Genomic DNA, 22176 nt, shown 5'->3' with positions numbered 1-22176 from the left:
CCCGGAGCGGTTCGGTGCTGGATGCGTCGCGTGCCGCCTGTGGCAGGCTCAGCCCATGTACTGCACTCTCTGCCGACTCATCCGCGAAGACGCCGCGCGTTGGGTGGCTCGTGAAGCTGTGGCCTGCGCCTTCTCCCCGCTGGATCCTTTGGCGCCCGGGCATACTCTCGTTGTTCCCACACAGCACTACGCGGACGTCTTCGACACCCCACACGACGTCCTCGCTGCAACGATGGCACTGGTCCAGCGCGTGGCCGGGGCCATGAGGGCCGCCTTGGACGCCACCGGAGTCAACATCCTGAGCGCCAGCGGCCCGGGATCGGAACAGTCGGTGCCGCACCTTCACTTCCATGTCGTTCCACGGTGGATGGGCGACGGAATCTCGACCTGGCCGGCCGGACGGTCCGAGCACGTCTTGACCGAGGACCCTGACGCGACGCTCGCCGCGTTCCTGGCTCGGGAGCGGCCTCACAGAGGTTGAGCCAGAGCCCGTTCATGGACATGGCCATGCCTGCGACACAACTCAGCCCCCAAGCCTCGGCGCTCACACAGAGCGCGCGTGGGCGTGGTGATTGCCATCGAAGACTCTGGCTCGTCGCCCGGCGCGAGGTGCACCTGCGGGCCTGTGGCGGATGCGGTACGAGACCGCCGCCCGGGCGGAGGAGATCCTCGGCGTGAACATCGAGGACCTGAACGTGGCGGGGCGCCTCTGCCCGGTCAAGGCGAGGGCGCCCGGACCAAGGTCCGCCGCCGCGGCCAGGCGCGCGAGGACTTCGTGCTGGAGCCCGTGTACCGGGACGCCGGCACCGGCCGGCTGCTGCCCCGGCTCCTCAAGGTCCGTACCTGCGGAACGGTGTTCGTCACCCACTGCCGCTGGGGGCCTGGCAGGGTCGTCGCCCGGAACGGGCTGGGACCTGCACGAGTACCGCCACTCTTCAAGCCCTCCCCAGAGGCGATCGCCGAGCTCACCAGCCTGCTGGCCCCCGGCGGCAACAGGAGCTGAGCCTCGACCGAATCGTCCGCACAGCCATCGACATCGCCGATACCGAAGGACTGTCGGCGCTCTCCATGCGCGGCGTTGCGGCACGGCTCGGCGTCGCCGTCATGTCGCCCTACCGGTACGTCACCAGCAAGGACGACCTCATCCTGCTCATGGCGGACACCGCATTCAGCGAGGAGTCCTACCCCGCCAACGCCCCCGAAGGGTGGCGTTCCCGCATCGAACTCGGTGCTCGGACCCTCTGGGCTCTCTACCGCAAGCACCCGTGGCTGGCCCAGATCGCCTCTCTCACCCGACCTCTGTTCCTGCCCAACCTGATGGTCCACGGCGAGTGGGTGCTGGGAGCCCTCGACGGCCACGGATTCGATCCCACCATGCTGTTCGACATCCACGTCCTGCTCTACAGCCATGTTCAGGGCCTGGCTGTGCACCTGGAGATGGAGGCGCACGCCGAAGCGGTCACGGGCCAGTCAGAGGGCCAGTGGATGGAAAGCCGCACCCCCGTTCTTGAGAAACTGGTGGAATCCGGCCGCTTCCCGACCTTCACCAAGGTGGTGGGAGCCTTGGACAACGGCTATGACCTGCGTCTCGATGCCCTCTTCGAATGCGGCCTCAAGGCACTCCTCGACGGGCTGACTTCCATCGTCGAAGGCCAGGAAGTTGTCACGTGGACACAAGATCGAGTTCATCGAGGACCGGATCCACGCTCCTTCAGGCTACGGGGGCGCACCCGTCAGCGACGTGGCGGATACGACCAGAGATCACCCGGGTTCATGGTCCCGGCCAGAACAAGCGCTTCAGTCCTCGTCGGTGGCGTGCTTGTCGCGCAGGAGCCTGTCAGGTGCCGGCGGCCCTTCAGCACCTCGGCCTCGATCTGCGGGCGCCTGGCCAGCACGTAGTCGCAGACCGTGGAGTACGCCGCCATAAGTCGTACTCCTGGGCGAGACGTTGATGGATCCGGCGCGCGGTGTGCTTCTGCTTGCGCGGCGCACTCGTGTCTTCGCGCAGCATCGCGTCGATCCACGGCTTGGCCGGGGCCAGGACCGTGGCCCGCGGAGCTGGCTTCTTCCGAGGCGGCGGAACAGCAGACAAAAGGGCCTGCCTTACCGTCCGGCGGTGCACTCCGTACTTCTCCGCCAGAGCCCGCTGCGACAGCTCCGGATCAAGACGCTTGTCCCTCCGGATCGCAGCGAACAGCTCCGTCCGCGACAAACCAATCCCGGCCTCCCGGCACGACCGTGATCAAGCAACACGGCCTCCGACATGAACCGTGATCGACGCACAAACCCTGCCGTCGCCGGGCGGGCGGAGCAGTGCATTCACTCCAAGAGGGGCACGTCGCGGACCTGCATGTCGGCCCACTGGCGCGAACGCCGCCGCCCTGCCGCGCGGCCCGCCGTACTACTCGCTCTCGTCGAGAGCCCGATAGTCGCGGCTGCGCGGCAAGCCCTTCACCAACTCCAAGAACCCCTCATGCAGCCGACCGTTGGTGACCAGCACCGACATGTCGCCTTCCAGGACGGACGTTCCGCTCAGGTCGGTCACCCGGCCTCCCGCCTCTGTGACGATGACCGGCATCGAAGCGACATCCTCATAGCCCATCGGCGGACCGGCGATGACGCCGGCATCGGCCCGGCCCGTCACCAGGGCCACGATCATGCCTGTTGAGGGCACCAGAAGAACCCGGCGGTGAAGAGCGCAAAGGAGTTCCTCCGGCCATCCAGCCGGATTGTGCATCAGCGTCCTCGCCCCTCCCAGAGCAGTCCGCTCCGTGACCCGCGCACGGCGGCCCGACTGCAAGTCCGGCTCCGGGCCAGGCAGCACCCAGCAACCCAGACCACGACCCGCCACAACCATCTGCTGACTCATGGGCATGTTGACCACACCGATAGCGGGCCCGTGTTCGTCCTCGTAGGCGAGATCGTTCGCGAACAGCGGTACCCGGTGCGTGAAGAACTTCGTGCCGTTGATCGGGTCGATGATCCAACGTCGCCCCGATGACCCGCCAGTCGCACCCCCCTCCTCTCCGAAGATCCCGTCGTCCGGCACCCGCCGGCTCAGCTCATCCCTGATCAGCTCTTCAACCGCCACGTCGATCTCTGTGACCTCGGTGCCGTCCTCCTTGAGACGGCTGTGCCAGTTGTCGCTGAAGAAGCCTTGCGCCGACATCTGCCCGGCACGACCCGCCAGGCGGACAGCGAAGTCCAGAAGCGCGCGATCAACGGGAGGGGCATCGAACACGTAGTCCATCCGTCGAGCCTTTCACGGCCCTCTGACCACCGGGGGGCCAGATCAACTTCTCACGCCGTCGAGCCACTTCTGAGCCGTGCCGTGGAGCCCAATGAGGTGCTTACAAACACAGGTTGCGTGTGCCGGGCCCAACCGCTCCGGCGGCAGCAGGCGGCGACACAGCTCATGTTCACCGACGGGATGACGCCCGGTTGGGCGGCGCTATGCGTACCCGGGTTTCGGTGGGGGCGCTTTCGATGTCATCGAGTTGGGCGGTGATCGTGCTGCGCAGGTTGTCGTAGTCGTCGAAGCAGTAGTCGTTGAACAGTGTGTAGCCCGTCCACATCAGGTTGGCGCACACGCGTGCCGGTACCCGGCCGGTCTGGGCGCCCATGCCGACCAGTGCCACCGACTCGATGCTCCCGGGTGCTTCGTTGTTCTGGTGGTGGATCGCCTGGAACGCGGCGGCGCACGCCAGGGCCACGTTGAGGGTTTCGCTCACATTCTGCGAGGACTGTTCCATCGTCGGCGTCGAGATCAGGAACTTCGGGTTGGTCGCCCCGGACGGAACGCACACCGCGCTTCCCACCGGGAGCCTTCCCTCGAACTGGTCGCGGATCGCCCGCTGGACGCGCAGCTGGATCCCCGCACCGAGGTGCCGCTTGAGGACGGCGTCGACCCCGCCGTTCATCAGCCCCCGCGAGTTGGTCGGGCTGACCCAGGCGTCGACGGTCTCGTCGAGGATCGACCCCTTGCGGATCTCGATCCCGGGAGTGTCGGCGAACGCCGCCCGCCACGCCTGCACCACCCTGGCGTTGATGTCGGTCAAGACCACCTTGAGCGGCGGCTGCACACGGTTCACGGTCATCTTCCACACTCCCGTCGGGAAAGAGGCCTTCCAGTGATCACGACGCTACAGGGCCCCACTGACAACGCAGTTGGGAGATCGCGATGTCGTACCCCGCTGCTAGCCTCCCGGCCATGATCAATGCCAACGCCCCAGCCCAGCCCGAACCGAACGACCCGCTCGCGCTCGCCGAACTGTTCAAGGACGGCGGTGAACCGTGGCTCCCGCTGCTGAGGCCGGTCATCGAGGCGCAGCCCAACGCCGCCTCGTTCATCGGCCCGGGCCGGGGCCCGGATGTGGTTCCTGTCCGCGAACTGACCTTCCAGGCGCTCAAGCCCAATCCGCCCCACAAGTGGAAGGTCGTCATCTTCGGGCAGAACCCGTACCCGCGGCCGGAGAGCGCCACCGGTATCGCCATGTTCGACAACACCTTTCACGACTGGAAGGACAGCCAGTTCGGCAGGGTCGTCAGCATCCGCTGCATCATCAAGGCGGCGGCGATGTGGAAGTACGGCATCCCCAAGAAGACGCCGATCGCCTACGTCCGCGCGCTGCTGAAGAAGCAGGACACCGTCCAGCCGCCGGAATGGTTCCAGGCGATGCTCACGCAGGGCGTACTGCTGCTGAACGCGGCCCTCACCGCCAGCAGCGACGGGCCGAGGGGAGCCGACCCGCACACCGGGTTCTGGCGTCCGGTCGCCGAGCGGATCGTCGAGGAGATACTCAAGGCCAAGCAGAACGCCGACGAGGAGGATCGCGGTGTCGTCTTCGCGTGGTGGGGGGCGCACGCCCGCAGTCTGAAGCAGGTCGTCCTCCGGCTCCAGAAGAAGTACCCCGAGGTCGAGGTCCGGCACATCGACCACTGCAACCCCGCCGCGCAGGGGGACATCTTCTGCGACGGCGACCACTTCGAAATGGTGAACGACGCCCTCGCGTCGGTGGGCGCCGACACGGTCGACTGGCTGCCGAGCCGGGGGTGGGACACGATCGCGGCGGGTGCCGGCGGGGCGGGCGGCGACGTCGCCGAGCGCATGGGCGCGTTCATCACGTCCACCATGGAGCTGCACCAGCTGTACCTGGAGCGGCTCTCCAGCGTCAAGGACGAGGGCCTCGTCCTTGACGCCATCACCGGCGTGTTCGACACCCCGCTCATGGACTTCCGTGACGCCGTCAGCCCTGTGTCCAAGCTGCTGCGCGGTCTCGACCGGCACGTCCAGCGGTCGCACGAGTTCGGCAAGCTGCGGGCGGACGAGGGCACCGGGAGCCTGTCCGCCGACGCCGTCGCCGCCCTCTACCTCTACACCTGCGAGTCCGCGTTCTACCGGGAGATCAACGCCATCCTGCGCAACCCGGACCGGTCGAGGGTCGTCCCGTACCTCCCCTACCTGCGACTGCTGTTCTCAGCGGTGTCGGGGCTTCCCGCCCGCAAGGAGCCCTTGTGGCGCGGAGTGCCGCTGGACCTGCGGGCGCAGTACCCGGTGGGGCGGACCGTGACCTGGTGGGGCGTGTCCTCGTGCACATCCGAGCTCGGCGTGGCACGAGCGTTCCTCGGCGGTCGCGGCAAGCGGACGCTCTTCGAGGTGCAGCCCGTACGGGCCGTCGGCATTCGAAACTTCTCCGCGTTCACGGGCGAGGAGGAATTCATCCTCCTGCCCGGCACGCAGCTCGAGGTGGTGGATGTGAAGACCGAGCGTGGCGGTCTGTGCACCGTGAAGCTGACCGAGTCGGAAGAGCAGCCCCTCGTGTCCTGAGCAGGAGTGAACGTGCCGGGGTCGCCAGCCTGACGGTCATGAGTGCCTTGTTCGTCGGGTGACAGAGGGCCAGCCACATCTCGAGCTGACGAGCCGTTTCGGTCACAGTCCGCACACCCTGGTGCGTCCGATCGGAAGGGTAGGCTCATCCGACCGAGAAGTCTGCGCACTCGACGTTGCTGAAGGCGATGTGCAGGCGAGTCTCGTCGACGAGGTCAGCGAGACAGTCGAGCTGGCCCGGACGTCGCGTCGCTTCTTCGATCCGCCCGACAGTCATCAGGCCGTCGAGGTCGTCGACGACGAACAGCGATGGCTGGGCCCGCCGGTCAGTCGATGCCTTCGATGATGCGGAAGTCGCGTTCGACGCCGTCGGGGAGGGCCACCAGTGCCTTCTGGTATGCCTCGCTCTCGTATGCCGCGACGGCTTGTTCAAAGCTGTCGAACTCGATCAGAACGACGCGTTGCGTGAGTCCGGCCTCGTGGGCGACGACTCGACCGCCACGGGACAGGACGCGCCCGCCCCCAGCCTGGACAGCCGAACGGGCCAGCCTGTTGTAGTCGGTCAGCCTCTCAGGGTCGGAAATGGCGGGGTAGACACTCACCCAGTAGCCCTTAGCCATGGAACCTCCTGTGTTCGGCCGGACCCGTCCGACTTCGAATTGACACTCAGATCGACCGATCCCGGCGACCGGTACTGCGGTCACTTGAATTGGTCATACGCGCAGGTTAGGGCTTGATGTGCGGTCGAGGGAAAGACCGGTACGGGATAGACTCAGAACGGATCGTTATCAATCGGCAGGGAGGGCACGTGGCGCCGGATACGGTGAGCCTGCGGTACTTCCTGGTGCTGGCACAGGAGTTGAACTTCACCCGCGCGGCCGCACGGATCGGCATCGCACAGCCCGCACTCAGCGCCCGGATGCGCCGATTGGAGGCGGAACTCGGTACGGCCCTGCTGGTCCGCAACACGCGTAGCGTCGTATTGACCACGGCCGGTGCGGCTTTGGCGGAGTCCGCGCCGCCCGCGCTGGCGGCGCTGGACCGGGCATGGGATGCCGCCCGGAGCGCGTCGGCCGGTGAACTGGGCACGCTGCGCCTCGGATACAGCCTCAGCACCGGGGCCGAGACGGCACCGGCCCTGGTGGACAGGCTGATTCGCGACAACAGCGGACTTGAGGTGGGCGCGGTCCCGATGGCGACACCGGAGATCACCCCCGCGGTCGCCGACGGCCGCATCGATGCCGGGATCACCCGCGGTGAACAGCCGGGCCGTGGCGTACGCCGGTTCCTGCTGCGGCGTGCGCGCGTCGGGGTCCAGCTGGCGCAGCACCATCCGCTGGCCGAACACCCGGAGATCGAGATCGCCGACGCGGCCGCGTATCCGCTGCGACTCCCGGACCGTGCGGCCAACCCCGTGATCCACGATCAGCTGTCCGCACTCTTCCGAGACACCCGACCACACCCCCGATTCCACACGCCCGCAGTCTCTTTCGACATGTCTCAGCGCGACCTGCGCGACGGGGTCACCCTCGCCCCGGCCGGAGAAGCCGCGGTCACGGCACAACCGGCCGGTCTCACCTGGCGACCGCTGCGGGGAGCGCCCAGCCTGACGATCCAGCTGGTCCTCCCACGCGAGCAGTCGCCGCTACACCGCCGCATCCGTGCCGTCGCCAAAACCCTGGCGCACGAGCTGCACTGGCTACCGGACTGACGCGCAAGAGGTCAAGCGAGACGGACGCCTGCGGTGGCGAGGCCGAAGACCTTGCGCCCGGCGGACTTCGCGGTCATGACGACGGTGGCCTTGCTGAATGTCCGACACGACCTCGCTACGCCGGCGGATCAGCATCCGATGATGGCCCCGGGTCCGGTCCGAGTCGTCCACCGCGGCGACGTCCTCGCCCAGCCCGAGATCTCGGCGGATACCGCGCCTTCGCCGACGCCGAACCGGACAAGCACCGGTAACCGGCGGGAACGCCCGCCGTCAACGGCGTCCATGACGTCGGTCAATGCTTGACGCCAACCACTGTTCCATTGCTCCCCGAGGCCGTACAACGTTGGTGGCGCACGGTCCCTGACGGTCTGAGCGTCTCCCAGGCCCAGTCCGGTGTCGACAAGCTCGCCCACCGCATGGACGAGCGACGGCTTCCCATCCGCGGAGTGTCCACCACGGTTGATGAACTTGCAAAGTTCGAAGCCCTATTGGACATCCCGGTGAGGCCCCTCCCGGCCGAGCTGGAGGTTGAGCGGACGGTCAACCCGCAGAGCCTGGTGCAGTTCGACGGCACTGCTACTCCGTCCCGCCGGGCTTGCCTGGCGTCCAGGTCAAAGTACTGCACCGCCTGGGCGAGAACGATCTACGGATTGCCACCGCAGGCCGGGCAGTGATCGCTCAGCACCGCCGGGCCCTGGGGGGCGCCGGTCAGACCATCCGGGGCGACGGCTAGGTGAGAAGCAGCGCCGTACCGCCCTGTGGCTATCCAGCAGCCACAACCGGGCCGGCCGTGACCTGAGGAGGGTTGGGGAGCAGTGACGCAAGGTTGTCCCGTACGAAGTCGGCCGCCCTCTTGATCGACTCTTCGGCCCCGGCTTGGTCTTCAAAGACACTGGTGGAGACCATCACTCCCGCCCCGGAGTCCACCCAGTAGTAGGCCACGAACCCGGGGACCTGGCGCAGGAGAGGCACGAACCCCTCATCCACTCGGCGTCCTGCCTCGGCAGGATCGGTCACCCCTTCGTACCGCCGAACTACTGCGTACATAGCTGATCTCCTCACGGATCCCAAGGTCACGTCACGCGAAAGGACATACCCCCGACCGCGTGTCTCTCGCTCGCGGGACCTCCGCAAGGCACTCGGATAGGCGCATCGGTGGTCCAAACCGGGCATCTGCTGTGACCGGGCATGGGTGGGCCGAGGCTGCACGGAACTGCGGGCAGAGCCTTGAAAACTCTCAACGATCAGCCACGTGGAACAACACTTCAGGTCAATACACCTAAGCCACTGTCTGGACAACCGGCGGGCCTCTCTTTCGGGATCAGACCGACGAGGTGGCCCCACGGTTCCGCACGTGCAGATGACCCTCCAGCGGGCACGGGGGGCGAGGTGGGAGGACGGCTTCAAGGGCATAGCCCGTCTTCTCGGCCACCCGGCAGGACGCCGGATTGCCCACGTTGTGGATCAGTTCCAGGCGAGCCAGGGCTTCCCCCTCGTCGGTATCGAAGGCCCAGGTCGTCAGCATCTCGACTGCCCGGGAGGCCAGACCGAGGCCACGCGAGGGAGCACCGGTCCAGTAGCCGATCCCGGCCACGGGTGCCCGCGCCGCCCGGCCCTTTGAACACGATGTGACCCGCCACCTGGCCCTGCGCGAGGACCGCGAAGCTGTGAGCCGCTCCCGGGTCTCCCAGCCCGCTCGCTGTGCGGCAATCCAGCGCACCGCGTCTTGCTGGTCGGCTACCCGATGCGACGTCCAGCGACGCACCTCCTCATCATCGGCCAGCGTCGCCAGCGCGGTGGCTCACGAGCCTCCCACGGGCGCAGCGTCAGATCTGCCGAGCTCAGTTCCACGGTCATCGCTTCACTCGGCGTCGCTGGAGCCGGGCTCGAACGTCGTGCCGAGGTCGTAGTGCGCGATCCCGAAAGGCTGAAAATCGGCATCCGCGAGAACCCTGTAGAGGAATTCCGAGGTGGACATGTCGTACCGGTGCCATCCGCCGACGCCGTGGGCTCTCGCGAGGACGGGGTAGTGGCCGGGCCGCCCGGCATCGATCAGCCAGAAGTACTCGTCGGCCCATTCGGTGGAGCCCCAGGGGACCAGCCCCTTGCCGCCCGGCGCGTAGATCGCATAGGGCTCGACGGCGGAGACCTCTCCGAACTTGCTGTCCTGGTCGACCGACAGGGAAACCCGCCACTCTGTCAAGAAGTCGAACGTGAGGCCTTCGTCGTGCCCCAGAAAGTAGAGGGAATCGCTGAAGACGCCGCCGCCGAACACCTCGTAGAGCTCCTTGTAGTCCGCCGGCAGCGCAACCCCCAGCTCTCCCTCGATCGCCGCCCAGTCGACGGAGATCCCGAGCGGCTCCCACCCGGTCAGTTCCATCACTCGCTGAACCCACATGCAACGATCTTTTAGCACCAGGCTTCGTTCCGCCGTCGCGGGGCCCCTCGTTTACCACGTCAAGATCGGCACTTATTCGCACCCAGCCGACCTTGGCGGGTTCATCAGTCCCGGCTGTCGTCGATCACCGGCTTGTACGGATCCCGACTTTCCATGCCCGCGTCCCTCGCAGACGGCTCGCCCTTCTGCCGACGGGAGGTGCGGGTGGCCGCCCCGCACTCAGGGTTCCGACACGGCCCCCGCCCCCACACCGGAACCCAGACCCCCAGGGTTTTGTGCCGCCGAACGACCGCCTCCACGGACTGTCCGCAGTCAGGACAGACGTGTTTTCCACCGTCCATTCCTCCAGGTTAGAGCCAGGGGAACACAGGCGCATTCACTGCTGTGCCGGGACGGACGTGCCCTCGCCCACAGGAATGCACCGAAGGGCTGAGAGGGACCAGGCGTCAGCGGCCGAGGGTCCTGGGACGACGGGGGAGAGGCCAGCGGAGCGCCGCTGGGCGGGCCGGGGTGGCCGGCCCGCCCGGGATTCACCAGGTGACCGGCAGGCGCAGCGGGAACCGGCGGATGGTCTTGGTGTCCCATCGGAGGTCGTCGGGGGCGACGTCGAGCCGCAGGTGGGGGAAGCGGGTCAGCAAGCCGGAGACCGCGCTCTCCAGCTCCGCCCGTGCGAGTGGGGCGGCGAGGCAGTGGTGTCCTCCCCAACCGAAGGTCATGTTCGGGTGTACCGGCCGTTCGAGGTCGAGCGTGTGCGGGTCGGGGTACACCGACGGGTCGCGGTTGGCGGCCAGGTAGGACACGTGCACGTAGTCGCCGGCTCTGATGGCGGTTCCCTCGACCTCCACGTCCTCCAGCGCGATGCGTGGGATGCCCACGCCCTTGCGGAAGGGGATGAACCGCAGGAGCTCCTCCAGCGCGCCGGGGAAGCGGTCTGGGTCGCGCAGGAGCGCGGCCCGCTCCTCGGGCCGGATCAGCAGCTGGTAGGTGATGTTGCTGATCTGGCAGGTCGCCGTGTCGTTGCCGCTGAGGATGAGCGTCACGGCCAGGACCGCCAACTCGTCGTCGCTCAGGGGTTCCACCCCCGGCGGCATGGGGGCGTTGGCCATCGCGCTGAGCAAGTCCTCGCCTGTGGAGTTCCGCCGGTCAGGGACCATGTCGGCGAAGTACGCGCGCAGGCAGGCCTTGGCGTCGGCCGCGTCCTGCCGTGCCTCCGGAGAGGTGGCCAGTAGCCGCATGGTCCACGCGCGAAGTTGCTCGCGGTCGGCTTCCGGAACGGCGAGCAGCTCGCAGATCGTCACGTGGGGCAGCGGGACCGACAGGTGGGCCACCAGATCCACGGGTGGCCCCGCCTCGGCCATCGCCGAGAGCAGCCCGGCCACCACCCGGTCCACGGCCGGCCGCATGTCTGCCACCCGCTCCCGTGTGAACGCCTGGGCTGCCACGTGCCGCAGTCGCGTGGCGTGCGGCGGGTCCGTCACGTTGATCGATTCGGGCGACACGATGGGCTCGGGCGTCATCCTCGGATAGTCGCGTCCGATGATCGCCGCCCGGCTGAATCGCGGATCGCACGTCACCTGACGGACTCCGTCGAAGCTGGTGACCAGCCACGCCTCGGTCTCGCCGTAGGGCAATCGGATCCGGCTGACCGGTCCGCGCTGCGCCAACGAAGCCAGCGAGGGGTCGAACTCCAACGCGTGAGCGAAGTCGAAGGGACAGTCGAGAACTGCCGGGTCGTGGATCGGCATACAGCCTCCTTCGCGCGCCGCCGGGCGCGGCATTTCCAAGGGTTCGGGTCTTTCCCCTGCAGGCCGTTCAGCGTCGTTACGGCGGCCGCACGGGGCTGAACGGCTTTGGTTCAGGCAGCCGCAGAAGCCGGGCTTGACGGGCCGGTGTCACCCGGACTCGGACGTCTTGACGTCCATGCCGAAGACACCGGCGAGCCGATCCCCGCCGTCCCCTGCCGGCCTCGTGCGGGAGCTGTGACAGGGTGCTCCCAGCTGAAGGCCGACCGGTTTGTGAGGAGCGGGCGTTCGTCCGCGCCCCTTCGCGGCTATGAGAAGGGGCGCTTGTCCGGTCAGCTCCACTGCCGGCGTGATGGCCGCCTGGCCAACAGCGATCTCTTCGGGCCGGTCCCGATCCGGGACGCGGCCGCGTCCCTGACGCCGGCATCGGAGAGAAAGGCCTGAAGAAGGTCATCTCTCCTAATATGCGATAGGTCGACGTTCCTCGCAGAACAGGCGCTCCAGGCAACGAACTGGCCGGACATGGGGCCGCCCGGCGCTACGGAGCCGGCCCCGCTGCAGGACCCCCATCGACCGGGTCCGCCACGATCCGCCTCGCCCAGGAGATCCCACCCACCGGGCCCGGCCCTCGCCCCCTGGGGTCGGTACGGCGGATCATCGCAGCGTAGGCTCCCTGGCATGCACAGCACCTTGGTGGAGCACGCGCGGTGCCTCTACGGAGACGAGTACCGGTCCACGCCGGAGTGCGGTCTGGAGCATCAGGAGCACTACTTCGTCGAGGAGCTGACCTTCGCCGACGCGGACTCGATCCTCGCCATGTTGCGTGAGCTCTGCCCGCACGTGGTCGACGGCCGTCTGCCGGTGTGGGTCCGCAACCTGGCCTATCGGCTGGTGCTCTTGCAGCGGCCGGACGAGCCGGCGCTGATGCGGGAGGCTGCCGAGAACCTGTGGTTGCACGGCCCGGACTGGGACCACATCGCAGCGGACCTGAAGAGTCAGGCGGACGCTCTGGAAGCGGGCTGATCGCGGCTTGAGCCAGAGCCGGATCGAGGCCAGGGTGATGGTGCCTGACCTGCAAGATCCATCTCGTCAAGGAGTGGGGCCGTCGGCCGCCGGCCCTGCTGGTGACCCCCGGCCCCTCGGGCGACACCCCCGCCTCCACCACCTGAGGCTGGGGCAACCCCGTAGGACTTCCGAAGCCGGCCACTTGGCTGTGGTGGTTCCAGGACGGCCTGCTAGCCCTCCCGCGCCCAAGGCCGCAGCTTCTCCGGGTTGCGGACCGCCCAGATCCGGGTGACGAGCCCGTCGGAGACGTCGAACGAGGCCACGGTCACGACGACGCCGGCGCGCTGGGCCACCAGTCCCGGCACACCATTGACCGACCGCTCCAGAAGTTCGAGCCCCGGAGCCTTGTCGGCGATGGCCACCATGTACTGGGCGATGCGCGCGCCACCCTCGACCGGGCGCAGGACGGCGCCGACCATACCGCCGCCGTCGGCGGTCATCACGGCAGCCGGGTTGAGGAGACCGACGAGGGTGGCGATGTCCTTGGTCTCCCAGGCCTCTTTGACGCGTCTCACCACGTCGGCCTGGCCGGTCGCCGCCACCGGAGAGCGCTCGGCACTGACCCGTCGCCGGGCGGAGGCCGCCAGTTGCTTGCAGGCCGCAGGGGTCCGGCCGAGAACCTCGGCGATCTCGGCGAAGGGGTACCGGAAGACGTCGTACAGGACGAACGCGACCCGCTCGGCGGGCGTCATCGACTCCAGCACGACGAGCAAGGCCATGGCCACCGATTCGTTCAGCACGATCTGGTCGGCGGGGTCCGCAGGGCCGGCGGGGTCGGTGTCGCCCGCGTGGTCCCACTCGGTGCGGTCGGGCAGCGGCTCGGGCAGCCAGGCGCCGACGTAGCGTTCACGGCGGGCCCGCGCCGAACCGAGCAGGTCCAGGCAGATGCGGCTGGTCACCGTCGTCAGCCAGGCGCCGGGGGACAGGATCTCCTCCTGCCGGCTTCGCGGCAGCCCGTACCAGCGTGCGTATGCGTTCTGCACGGCGTCCTCGGCCTCGGTCACCGAACCGAGCAACCGGTAAGCTACATTGATCAGTTGGCGTCGCTCGCCGACTACCTCATCTGCGCTGGTCCCCACAGTCCCCATGGTTTCGGCCGCCCCCCGCCTTACCTTTCGCAGGCCCGTGTCGTCGGGCTGGTGAGACCTTATCGAGCAACTGCCCGAGGGCGGAAAAGGGGACTGTGACATGGCCACTCAGGTGACGGCGAACGCGCAACGAGGCTCCTCGTTCCTCCAGATCGCGATCGCCCTGCAGACCCTGACCATCTTCCTTCAGGCGGTCTCCGCAGGGCTGCTGCTGACCTCGTCCTACGGGGAGACGCTGCACGGCGTCGGAGCCCGTGTGATGTACGGCGCGTCGATGCTGTACGTGCTCGCGGCGGTGTTGGCGTGGAAGCCGGGCGGTGGCTCGCCCCGCCCTGTCTGGCACGCGTCAGGATTCCTCGTCCTCGCCTCGGTCCAGGTCGTGCTGGGTGTCGCCCACGTCCCGTCGGTCCATCTCCCGCTGGGTGTCCTGATGTTCGGCCTGAGCGTGCTGGCGCTGGCCCGGCGCTGAGGTCCGATACGGATCGCGTCGGAATCGACCTGTCCTGAACGGTCGATCGCGAAACGACTCTGAGGAGGGTGAGCGGGGGAGTCGGATCGCGGTGAGGCCGCGAGGAACGCGACCGAGGCGTGGGAGGATCACCACGCCTCGGTGAAGCGCGCCGGGGGAGAGGGGTGTTGCGGCGCGGGCACGCGGGTCGCGGTACGTCTCCCTGACGGCCCACGCCATTCGATCACTCGGCCGGTGAAGACGAGTCGCCTGAGTGCCGCTGACTGCTGAAGCCGCTGATCTCCTCGTGCATCGCCCGAAGCTCGCGTACCGCGGCCTGGAGATCGCAGTCCTCGGGATGGGTGAGGGCGTCCTCCCAGTGAAAGTACATCTGGTCCGACCGGGTCCAGGCGAGAAGGTCGACGATCCGGGTGAACGCCGACGGGGCGTACGGCGGGACCAGATCCTCGTCGTCGGCCAGGTATGCCGTGGTACGCAACTTCCGCCCCGCCAGCAGGCGCAGCCAGGCCGCCGCGGCGTAGGCCGACTGGGACACGAGGTGCCGCTCCGGGGCCTGGTCCTCGGAGTAGCACAGCCCCACCTCGGTCAGCTGCTCATGCGCCGCGTCGACGTCGGCCGGCTCTCCCGCGGCAGCCTTGCGCAGCTCACGCACCGCGTCCGAGGTCGACAGCACGGGATCATCGCTGAGCTCCTCGTCCTCTCGCTCAACGCGGTCGAGCAAGGGAGCCATCAGGCCGAACAAGCGGGCCGGCCGTTCCCCAGGGCCCAGCTTTCCGGCGACCTCGTCGATGAGTCCCAGCACGTCGTCGTACGTCGTTTCCGCCATGCGCGTAGGGGTAGCACACGGCACTGACACCCGGCGGAGGGCCCGGCTTGATGCCCTTGATCCGTATGCGCGCGTTCTGGGAGAGGGCGGACACGCTGGCCAGTTGTTGCGCAAAGTAACGGCGTGTTCTCGTGCTGGCTGACATCATCAGCTCTACGTCGCGGCAGCTCTCGATGTGTGGGATGCGGCGAGAGGACTGTCCGCTGGTGTGACGTGCCGGGAGGGAGTTCTGCTTGGCTTGCGCATGCTGATGAGGCCCGGTCTGTCCGCGTAACGTCTTGGGGGCGCCTTCTATGAGTTGGCATCATGCCTGGGTAGCCGATTACGCGTTACCGGCCACTGTGAGCGCGGTCATCGCGTGGGTCGGGCTGGCGCGTGAGTTCTCCGGCAAGGGACGGCTGCTGGGCAGCTGGGCGTCCTGCGGTCTGATGCTGCTCGTGCTGGCGTTGATGGGCGTGGTGGCGGCCGGCGCGGTGGTGCTGCTCCCGCACGCGGCGTCGATTCCTCCGGTGATCGCGGGTGCTGCGACGGGGGCCACCGCGCTGCCCCGACGCAGACAGGACGAGACCACTCAGCCGTACGTCAAGTTCATGACGCTGGGCATTGCTCTGGCCAGGGAGCGGCTGGTGCAGCGTGTGCATCTTGACGCCTGCGCCTGGTCGGACCGTTTCCTCCACGGTGTGGAAACCTCGGCCCAGCTCCGGGTGTTCGTCCACGACCTCAAGCTGTATCTGCTGGAACGGCATCCACTCGCCGCTGAGGCGAAGACGGTCAACGCCATCTACGCGGAGGTCGAGAGGGCGATCGACGCGGCGCTGGACGTGCAGACACGGATCGACGAGGCATGCCGGCAGGCGGACCGTGAGCCGGCGGATGATGAACTCATCGCGCGGCGGCAGGCGTTCGGCACCGCGCTCGCACAGTGCGGGCACCTGCTGCGCTTCGCCTACGTTCACGGCCGACGGAGCGAGAACGAGGAACTGCGGGCCCTGCGGGCGAAAGCGACGTCGAACGACGCCTTCCATCATCCGGCGCTGCCACCGCAGCGCCGCTGGTTCGACCGCTGGATGAGCCGCTGAAGGAGGACGGCACAGTGATCCGCCGCCGTGCGAGAGCTTTGAGACACGGGCGCCGGCCCTCACGCTCAGCGGTGGGCGGGCAGCCCGCTGCTCCGGTAGGGCGGTGTGTCCGTGTTGCCGCAGACACCGGCGTCAGGTGATTGGGCTCGGGCACGGAAGGTGATCTGCACGTCGGCATCCAATGCCTCCGCTACGGCGGCGAGCGTGCGGACCGTCAGGTTCGCGTCACCGGACATGATCTGGCTGACGCGGCCCGGGCTGACGCCCATCGCTGCCGCCAGATCGGAGCGGGTCTTGCCCAGCCCCGTCAGCAGGCCGGCAAGGGAGGCCGTGGCCTGCCTCGCTATCCGGGCAGCCGCTAAGTTGGTCCGGCTCTCATCACGGGCGAAAATTCCCAAGGGGCACCCCCAACTCACTCAGAAGCAACGCTCGTTGCCACCCCATGAGGATGCCACCTTTAGCTATGACTAAAAACGCGGTTGGTGAAAAAAGTACCCCCCGCGCTCCCCTCATGGGTCGCTGGCCTGCGGCAACACGTCGGTGAGTCGACGCAAAGTCACTCTGACGGGTCAGCGGGCTCGCCTTGGGCCCCGTACGGCGGCGTCCTGGCCCGACCCCGCTGGGGGCCCGGCCGGCTCAGGCCAGTGAGAGGAAGAGCTTCTCCAGTCGCGCACGCATCTGCTCCCGGTCTTCGCCGGCGGCCAGCTCGGAGTCGCTGAGACACCGCTGCAAGCCGGTGGCGATCACCGCGAAACCCGCCTTGTCCAACGCGCGAGAAGCCGCGGCGAGCTGCGTGACCACGTCCTCGCAGTCCCGCCCCTCCTCGATCATCTTGATCACCCCGGCGATCTGGCCCTGTGCCCGGCGCAGCCGGTTGACCACCGCCTTCAGCTCCTCCGCCGCCATCCCCAGTTCCACGATCCACTCCTCCGGTATACCCCTATGGGTATCCTACCCGGAGGTCGGTGCCGGGGGGCGGTGAAGAAGCCCACCAGGCGGCCCCCGCCCCCGGCTCCACCAAGCCGCGCCCTGGCTCAGCCAGGATGCGCCCCGGCTTGACTGGGCGGCCGGTGTCGACCGCGGGACCAACCGCTCTGATCCGGCCATCCTGCCCTGCCCCCTCCATGCCCCGAATGGCACCTCCCACCAGCCATGACAAGCGCTGAGCCGGTCGATCAATCCCCTGCCCGCACTCTCCTGTCTGAATACCCCCGGGGGTACCTGTGCTACGGTCTCCATATACCCAGGGGGGTATTAGTGGAAGGGAGTGCCCGATGTTCTTCGTCGACACCATCGAGCTGGAGGGGCTGGGCAACCGCAGCTATCTGGCCGGTGGCCGGCGCACGGCCGTGGTGGTGGATCCACCGCGGGACATCGACCAGGTCCTGGTGGCCGCCGCTCGCCAGGAGGTGCGGATAGCGCACGTCGTGGAGACCCACATCCACAACGACTACGTCACCGGCGGCCTGGAACTGGCCCGGGTGACGGGCGCCGCCTATCTGGTGCCCGCCGAAGCGCACGTCGCGTTCCCCCACGTGCCGGTGGCCGACGGTGACGTGGCGGACATCGACGCGGGGCTCACGCTGCGGGCGGTCGCCACCCCGGGCCACACCCCGCATCACACCTCCTACGTGCTGGAGGAGAACGGCCTGCCGGTGGCCGCGTTCACCGGTGGTTCGCTGTTGATCGGCACCGTGGGCCGACCTGATCTGGTCGAACCCCGTCTGACCGAGCACCTGGCGCGCGCCCAGCACTCCTCGGCGCACCGCCTGGCGGCCGGCCTGCCGGACGAGACGCCCGTGCTCCCCACCCACGGCTTCGGCAGCTTCTGCTCATCGGGGCAGGCCGAGGGCGACGCCACCACGATCGGCAGGGAGAAAGCGGCCAACGCGGCGCTCACCATGGACGTGGACTCCTTCGTCACCCGCCTGCTGGCCGAACTCGACGACATCCCCGCCTACTACACGCACATGGGGCCGGCCAACGCCGGCGGGCCCGCACCGGTGGACCTGACCCCGCCGGCTCCGGCGGACGCCGAGGAGATCGCCGCCCGGCTGGCGGCCGGCGAGTGGGTGGTCGATCTGCGCAGCCGTATCGCGTTCGCCGAGGGGCATGTCGCCGGCTCGTTCAACTTCGAGGCGGACGGCAAGATCGCCACCTACCTGGCCTGGATGATCCCGTGGGGCAAGCCGGTCACACTGCTGGCCGAGTCCTCTGAACAACTGTCCTTCGCTCAGCGGGAGTTGGTCCGCGTCGGCATCGACCGCCCCGCGGCCGCCGCCACCGGTACGCCGGATCGGTGGGTGCCGGAGGGCAGTCGGCCTGTGTCCTTCCCGCGGTCCACGTTCGCCGGGCTGGCCGAGCGAGGCACGGACGGTGTCGTCGTCCTCGACGTACGACGGGCCTCCGAGCGGGCCGCCGGGTACATCGGGGGTTCCGTGCACATCCCGGTCCACGAGCTCCACCAGCGGATCGGCGAGGTGCCGGCGGGCCCGGTGTGGGTGCACTGCGCCGGCGGGATGCGGGCGGGGATCGCCGCCTCGCTGCTCGATGCCGCGGGCCGTGACGTGGTGGCCGTGGACGACGGGTTCGCCGCCGCGGCCGAAGCCGGGCTGAACGTGGTCACCGGCTGAGCCGGACACCCTTTCCCTGAGCTCCCGAGAGGTTGCGTGATGTCCCTTTTCCTGCGCGGTGAAGACCGCGTCACCGTCGACGAGGCCCTTCGATGTACGGGCGGCGTGGATGCCCCGGCCGTCCTGCTGGACGTGCGGGAGGAGCCCGAATGGAACGCCGGGCATGCACCCGGTGCCCTGCACGTGCCGCTGTCCCTCCTGGCCGCGGGGGCGGCCCTGCCCGCCACGGCCCAGGGCCGGCCGCTGGTGGTGATGTGCCGCAGCGGTCACCGCTCGCGGCACGCCGTCTCCCTGCTGACCTCGCGCGGCGCCGAAGCGGCAGACGTCGAGGGCGGCATTCGGGCGTGGGCCGCCGCCGGGCACCCGGTGGTCGACGCACGCGGGAACAACGGCTCCATAGCATGACCGGTCTGGTTCTCGCCCTCGTCGCAGGTGCAGTCGTCGGCCTCGCCCTGGGCGGCCTCGGCGGTGGTGGCAGTGTCCTGGCGGTGCCCGCCCTGATCTACCTGCTGGGCCTCACCCCGGCGGAAGCGACCACGGCAAGTCTGATCATCGTCACCTGCACGTCGGTCACGGCCCTGACCGTCCACGCCCGGGACGGCAACGTGGCCTGGCGCACCGGGCTGCTGTTCGCCGCCGCGGGCATCGTGCCGGCGATGCTCGCCGGCGCCGCCGCCGACCACCTGCCGCAGACCGCGCTCACCGCGGCCTTCGCCGTCATCGCGGCACTGGCGGCCTCGCGGATGCTCCGCCCCGGACGCACTGAGCCCTCCGGCCACATCCACGCCGGCAAGGCCGGTGCCGCCGGAGCCGGACTGGGCGCGGTGACCGGGTTCCTGGGCGTGGGCGGCGGCTTCCTCGCCGTACCGGCCCTCGTGGGCGTCCTCGGCCTGGCCATGCGTACCGCCGTCGGCACCAGCCTTCTGGTCATCACGATCAACTCGCTGGCCGCACTCGCCGCTCGCGCCGGCGCCGGAGCGCACCTGCACTGGACGGTGATCGTGCCCTTCACCGGGGCGGCGATCCTGGGAGCCTGGGACGGCAAACGCCTGTCGAAGAAGGTCCAGGGCAAGACGCTGCAGAGGGTCTTCGCCTGGCTCCTGCTCACCGTGGCCGTTTTCATGCTCGTCGACGTACTCGTATGAGCACATCGGGCCGACAGGTCGAGGTCAGGCGCGCCCCGCCCGCCGCGAGCCGTACGGCCCTCACCGGTACCCGGCACCCGTCAAGCCACAGACCCGACCGCTGACGTCCACACCCGACGAGGTACCCAGCCCGCCCCTCCGGGCAGTACCCACCGACCAGGAAGACGACTCGCATGACCGCCCCCACCACCCTCGATCCCCACCAGGCCCGCTCCCGCATCCACGAACTGACCGTCGTCGACGTGCGCACACCTGGCGAATACGCGGGCGGACACCTGCCCGGCGCCCTCAACATCCCGCTCGACCAGCTCGACCGGGCCCTGCCCGACCTCCGCACCGCCGCCGAGAACGGCGACATCCTCGTCGTCTGCGCCTCCGGGACCCGCTCGGAGACCGCGTGCCGCGTCCTCGCCGAGCACGGCATCACCACCGCCACCCTTGGCGGAGGGACCAGCGCCTGGGCAGCCCAGGGCCACGACCTGCACCGATCCGAGGGCACCACGACGGCGACGTGGAGCATGGAACGCCAGGTCCGGTTCACCGCCGGTTCGGTCGTTCTGCTGGGCCTCCTGCTCGGCCTGGTCGTCCACCCCGCGTTCCAGCTGCTGTCCGCCGGTATCGCCGGCGGCCTGGCCTTTTCGGCTCTGACCAACACATGCGGCATGGCGTCCGTACTCGCCAGGCTGCCTTACAACCGGCCCCGCCCGGCCGACCTGGACGCCACACTCGCCCGGCTGCGCGGCATCCGGCACGGGCACCTCGACGAAGAGCCGTCCTGACGCGTACTCCGGAGCGTCACAGGCCGGCCGACACGGCTTCTCGTGGAGGTGCCTGGCGATCAGGTGGCTGGGTAGCGTGATCCATGTGCCGGGTGAGGAAGTGATGCAGGAGGGCGTCCCGGTGCTCGGCGATGGCGCCTATCTCAACTGCGAGCGGGTGGTGCCGCACCGCAAACGTCCCGGGCGACCTCTCATAGCCGAAGGGCGAGGAGGACGACAACGCCGCGCACCGCAAGGTCCGCGCCCGCGTGGATCACGTGATCGGTCGGATGAACAACCACAGGATCCTCCGCGACTGCCGGCAGCGCGGCGACGGCCTCCACCACGCGGTCCAGGCCGTCGCCCCCATGCACAACCTCGCCCTCGCCTCATGAGCAGACAGCCCCGCGCACGAGCTCTGACCTGCTCGGGCGCAGCCTTGTGCGACACCCTTCAAGGGCTGTCCCGTAAAAGATCTCCGGAGTCGGCGGTGCGCTACCCCATGACCGCGCGGGCCGCGTCCAGAAACGCCAGCCGGTTGTCCTCCAAGTAGTCCCGCACGCTCTCACCGTCAGGCAAGCCTTCCCACACCATCCGGTTGAGGTCGAGGAAGTACGCGCGTGCCGCGTCGTGCACGGGCAGGGGGAACTGGATGCGGATGAGCCGCTCCGCAACCCACAGTCTGTTCATGACGTCCTGCGTTGTGCGGAACCAGGCGTCGGTGTCCCCCCACTCGGAGGGCCGACTGAAGGCGGAGCGCTCGGCCTCGGCCCCCACCTCGATGAATCGCTCCAGAAGCGCCAGCCGTTCCCCGCGCCGGGCCTCGGACAAGGCGATCTGCTGCCGTTGTCGTTCAGCGCGTTCCGCCGAAAGTTGAGTCCTGTGCTGGACGAGGTAGGACAACGAGCCACCGAGGACAACGCCGCCCAGCGATATGAGTGACACCCAGACCTGACCTGACCTGGCGGTCATCGTGCCATGCCGTCGATCTTTGAGACGATCTCCACGACGATCTCCGACGCGTCGCGGGCACAATGAAAGCCGCGTGCAATCAACGGAGTTGAAGTGTCGGCCGTCGGCACACGCCAAGCTGACCGTGCGAAAGGCAGTCGCTAGCCGGGCCAGCACGGTGCGGCCTCCCGCGGTCCTACACGGACGCGGACGTGACCGCCCGAAGGTTACGCACGGGAAGGAGCGGCCGGATGACCCTTCCACACCTCATCGGTCAGGCCGGACGGACAGCAGGGGCCGCTGACGGCCTCGGAGTTGTCACACTGGCACACACCACGTGATCATTCCGGGGCCGTCGCCATGCCCGGAGAGCAGATCGCCACCGTCACGCGTCTCGCATGACCAGCCGGCCGGACACGCTCTGCGCCGCCGTCGAGGAAGCACGGTGGTCCCGTTGTGCCACGAGCCCCACCACCGAGTGGGC

At 68.6% G+C, this 22176-nt stretch carries 22 protein-coding genes and 2 pseudogenes; 13 read left to right on the top strand and 11 right to left on the bottom strand.

Annotated features, from left to right (window positions below):
- Nucleotides 1–55: 55 nt before the first annotated feature.
- The 3 genes and pseudogenes from IE244_RS29215 (at nt 56) to IE244_RS29210 (ending at nt 1899) form a co-directional block, all read left to right on the top strand.
- A complete protein-coding gene (locus tag IE244_RS29215; RefSeq protein ID WP_191876550.1) occupies nt 56–481 on the top strand; it encodes an HIT family protein in 426 nt (141 codons plus the stop codon).
- Between the two features lie 110 nt (nt 482–591).
- Nucleotides 592–1003: pseudogene (locus tag IE244_RS42305) on the top strand (site-specific integrase); the annotation flags it as partial.
- Between the two features lie 65 nt (nt 1004–1068).
- Nucleotides 1069–1899 carry a TetR/AcrR family transcriptional regulator gene (locus IE244_RS29210; protein WP_229854393.1) on the top strand — a complete coding sequence of 277 codons (831 nt, stop codon included), beginning with the start codon at nt 1069–1071 and terminating at the stop codon, nt 1897–1899.
- 502 nt (nt 1900–2401) lie between these two features.
- Here the strand turns inward: IE244_RS29210 and IE244_RS29205 are convergent.
- Together IE244_RS29205 and IE244_RS29200 are read right to left on the bottom strand one after the other, a co-directional pair.
- Nucleotides 2402–3250 carry an inositol monophosphatase family protein gene (locus IE244_RS29205; RefSeq protein WP_191876549.1) on the bottom strand — a complete coding sequence of 283 codons (849 nt, stop codon included), beginning with the start codon at nt 3248–3250 and terminating at the stop codon, nt 2402–2404.
- Nucleotides 3251–3419: 169 nt separating this feature from the next.
- The gene (locus IE244_RS29200; protein WP_191876548.1) at nt 3420–4097 is read right to left on the bottom strand and encodes a macro domain-containing protein; all 678 of its coding nucleotides are present in this window, start codon (nt 4095–4097) and stop codon (nt 3420–3422) included.
- Between the two features lie 113 nt (nt 4098–4210).
- On the opposite strand from IE244_RS29200, the gene IE244_RS29195 reads away from it, so the two are divergent.
- Nucleotides 4211–5827 (top strand): ADP-ribosyltransferase domain-containing protein, encoded by a 1617-nt coding sequence (locus IE244_RS29195; RefSeq protein WP_191876547.1) that lies wholly within the window; start codon nt 4211–4213, stop codon nt 5825–5827.
- A 326-nt stretch (nt 5828–6153) separates the two neighbouring features.
- Here IE244_RS29195 and IE244_RS29190 read toward each other — a convergent pair whose 3' ends face one another.
- Nucleotides 6154–6447: a DUF1330 domain-containing protein gene (locus tag IE244_RS29190; RefSeq protein WP_191876546.1), complete on the bottom strand. Its 294-nt coding sequence runs from the start codon at nt 6445–6447 to the stop codon at nt 6154–6156.
- Between the two features lie 188 nt (nt 6448–6635).
- Here IE244_RS29190 and IE244_RS29185 point away from each other — a divergent pair, with 188 nt between their 5' ends.
- The gene (locus IE244_RS29185) at nt 6636–7538 is read left to right on the top strand and encodes a LysR family transcriptional regulator (protein ID WP_191876545.1); all 903 of its coding nucleotides are present in this window, start codon (nt 6636–6638) and stop codon (nt 7536–7538) included.
- 1321 nt (nt 7539–8859) lie between these two features.
- Here IE244_RS29185 and IE244_RS43225 read toward each other — a convergent pair.
- The 3 genes from IE244_RS43225 to IE244_RS29170 form a co-directional block, all read right to left on the bottom strand.
- Nucleotides 8860–9303, bottom strand: coding sequence for a GNAT family N-acetyltransferase (locus IE244_RS43225; RefSeq protein ID WP_191876544.1), 444 nt, complete (start codon nt 9301–9303; stop codon nt 8860–8862).
- 96 nt (nt 9304–9399) lie between these two features.
- The gene (locus IE244_RS29175) at nt 9400–9936 is read right to left on the bottom strand and encodes an SMI1/KNR4 family protein (protein ID WP_191876543.1); all 537 of its coding nucleotides are present in this window, start codon (nt 9934–9936) and stop codon (nt 9400–9402) included.
- A gap of 530 nt (nt 9937–10466) precedes the next feature.
- The gene (locus IE244_RS29170) at nt 10467–11681 is read right to left on the bottom strand and encodes a cytochrome P450 (protein WP_191876542.1); all 1215 of its coding nucleotides are present in this window, start codon (nt 11679–11681) and stop codon (nt 10467–10469) included.
- 675 nt (nt 11682–12356) lie between these two features.
- On the opposite strand from IE244_RS29170, the gene IE244_RS29165 reads away from it, so the two are divergent.
- Entirely contained in the window at nt 12357–12701 is a 345-nt protein-coding gene (locus tag IE244_RS29165; RefSeq protein WP_191876541.1) for a hypothetical protein, read from the top strand.
- Between the two features lie 212 nt (nt 12702–12913).
- On the opposite strand, the gene sigJ is transcribed toward IE244_RS29165, so the two are convergent.
- Nucleotides 12914–13831: an RNA polymerase sigma factor SigJ gene (gene sigJ / locus IE244_RS29160; RefSeq protein ID WP_191876540.1), complete on the bottom strand. Its 918-nt coding sequence runs from the start codon at nt 13829–13831 to the stop codon at nt 12914–12916.
- A 100-nt stretch (nt 13832–13931) separates the two neighbouring features.
- On the opposite strand from sigJ, the gene IE244_RS29155 reads away from it, so the two are divergent.
- The gene (locus IE244_RS29155; RefSeq protein ID WP_191876539.1) at nt 13932–14300 is read left to right on the top strand and encodes a hypothetical protein; all 369 of its coding nucleotides are present in this window, start codon (nt 13932–13934) and stop codon (nt 14298–14300) included.
- A 223-nt stretch (nt 14301–14523) separates the two neighbouring features.
- Here IE244_RS29155 and IE244_RS29150 read toward each other — a convergent pair whose 3' ends face one another.
- Nucleotides 14524–15126, bottom strand: a complete 603-nt coding sequence (locus IE244_RS29150) for a hypothetical protein (protein ID WP_191876538.1) — start codon at nt 15124–15126, stop codon at nt 14524–14526.
- A 341-nt stretch (nt 15127–15467) separates the two neighbouring features.
- Between IE244_RS29150 and IE244_RS29145 the strand changes: the two genes are divergently transcribed.
- Entirely contained in the window at nt 15468–16205 is a 738-nt protein-coding gene (locus IE244_RS29145) for a hypothetical protein (RefSeq protein WP_191876537.1), read from the top strand.
- A 65-nt stretch (nt 16206–16270) separates the two neighbouring features.
- Here the strand turns inward: IE244_RS29145 and IE244_RS29140 are convergent, their stop codons facing one another.
- Nucleotides 16271–16603 (bottom strand): helix-turn-helix domain-containing protein, encoded by a 333-nt coding sequence (locus IE244_RS29140; RefSeq protein ID WP_229854391.1) that lies wholly within the window; start codon nt 16601–16603, stop codon nt 16271–16273.
- 238 nt (nt 16604–16841) lie between these two features.
- On the bottom strand, nt 16842–17123 hold the full coding sequence (locus IE244_RS29135) for a metal-sensitive transcriptional regulator (protein WP_031174001.1): 282 nt from the start codon (nt 17121–17123) through the stop codon (nt 16842–16844).
- Between the two features lie 356 nt (nt 17124–17479).
- Here IE244_RS29135 and IE244_RS29130 point away from each other — a divergent pair, with 356 nt between their 5' ends.
- The 5 genes and pseudogenes from IE244_RS29130 to IE244_RS29110 form a co-directional block, all read left to right on the top strand.
- Entirely contained in the window at nt 17480–18838 is a 1359-nt protein-coding gene (locus tag IE244_RS29130) for an MBL fold metallo-hydrolase (RefSeq protein WP_191876536.1), read from the top strand.
- 39 nt (nt 18839–18877) lie between these two features.
- Entirely contained in the window at nt 18878–19243 is a 366-nt protein-coding gene (locus tag IE244_RS29125; protein WP_191876535.1) for a rhodanese-like domain-containing protein, read from the top strand.
- Nucleotides 19240–19983: a sulfite exporter TauE/SafE family protein gene (locus IE244_RS29120; RefSeq protein ID WP_191876534.1), complete on the top strand. Its 744-nt coding sequence runs from the start codon at nt 19240–19242 to the stop codon at nt 19981–19983. The genes IE244_RS29125 and IE244_RS29120 overlap by 4 nt, the downstream gene beginning before the upstream one ends.
- Nucleotides 19984–20156: 173 nt before the next feature.
- Entirely contained in the window at nt 20157–20762 is a 606-nt protein-coding gene (locus tag IE244_RS29115) for a rhodanese-like domain-containing protein (protein ID WP_191876533.1), read from the top strand.
- Nucleotides 20763–20871: 109 nt separating this feature from the next.
- Nucleotides 20872–21136: pseudogene (locus IE244_RS29110) on the top strand (transposase family protein); the annotation flags it as partial.
- 100 nt (nt 21137–21236) lie between these two features.
- Here IE244_RS29110 and IE244_RS29105 read toward each other — a convergent pair.
- Entirely contained in the window at nt 21237–21713 is a 477-nt protein-coding gene (locus IE244_RS29105; protein ID WP_191876532.1) for a hypothetical protein, read from the bottom strand.
- Between the last annotated feature and the right edge of the window lie 463 nt (nt 21714–22176).

This window comes from Streptomyces filipinensis (genome assembly GCF_014649495.1).
In the GTDB taxonomy this organism is placed as follows: domain Bacteria; phylum Actinomycetota; class Actinomycetes; order Streptomycetales; family Streptomycetaceae; genus Streptomyces; species Streptomyces filipinensis.
This window is presented reverse-complemented; position numbering and strand designations above follow the sequence as displayed.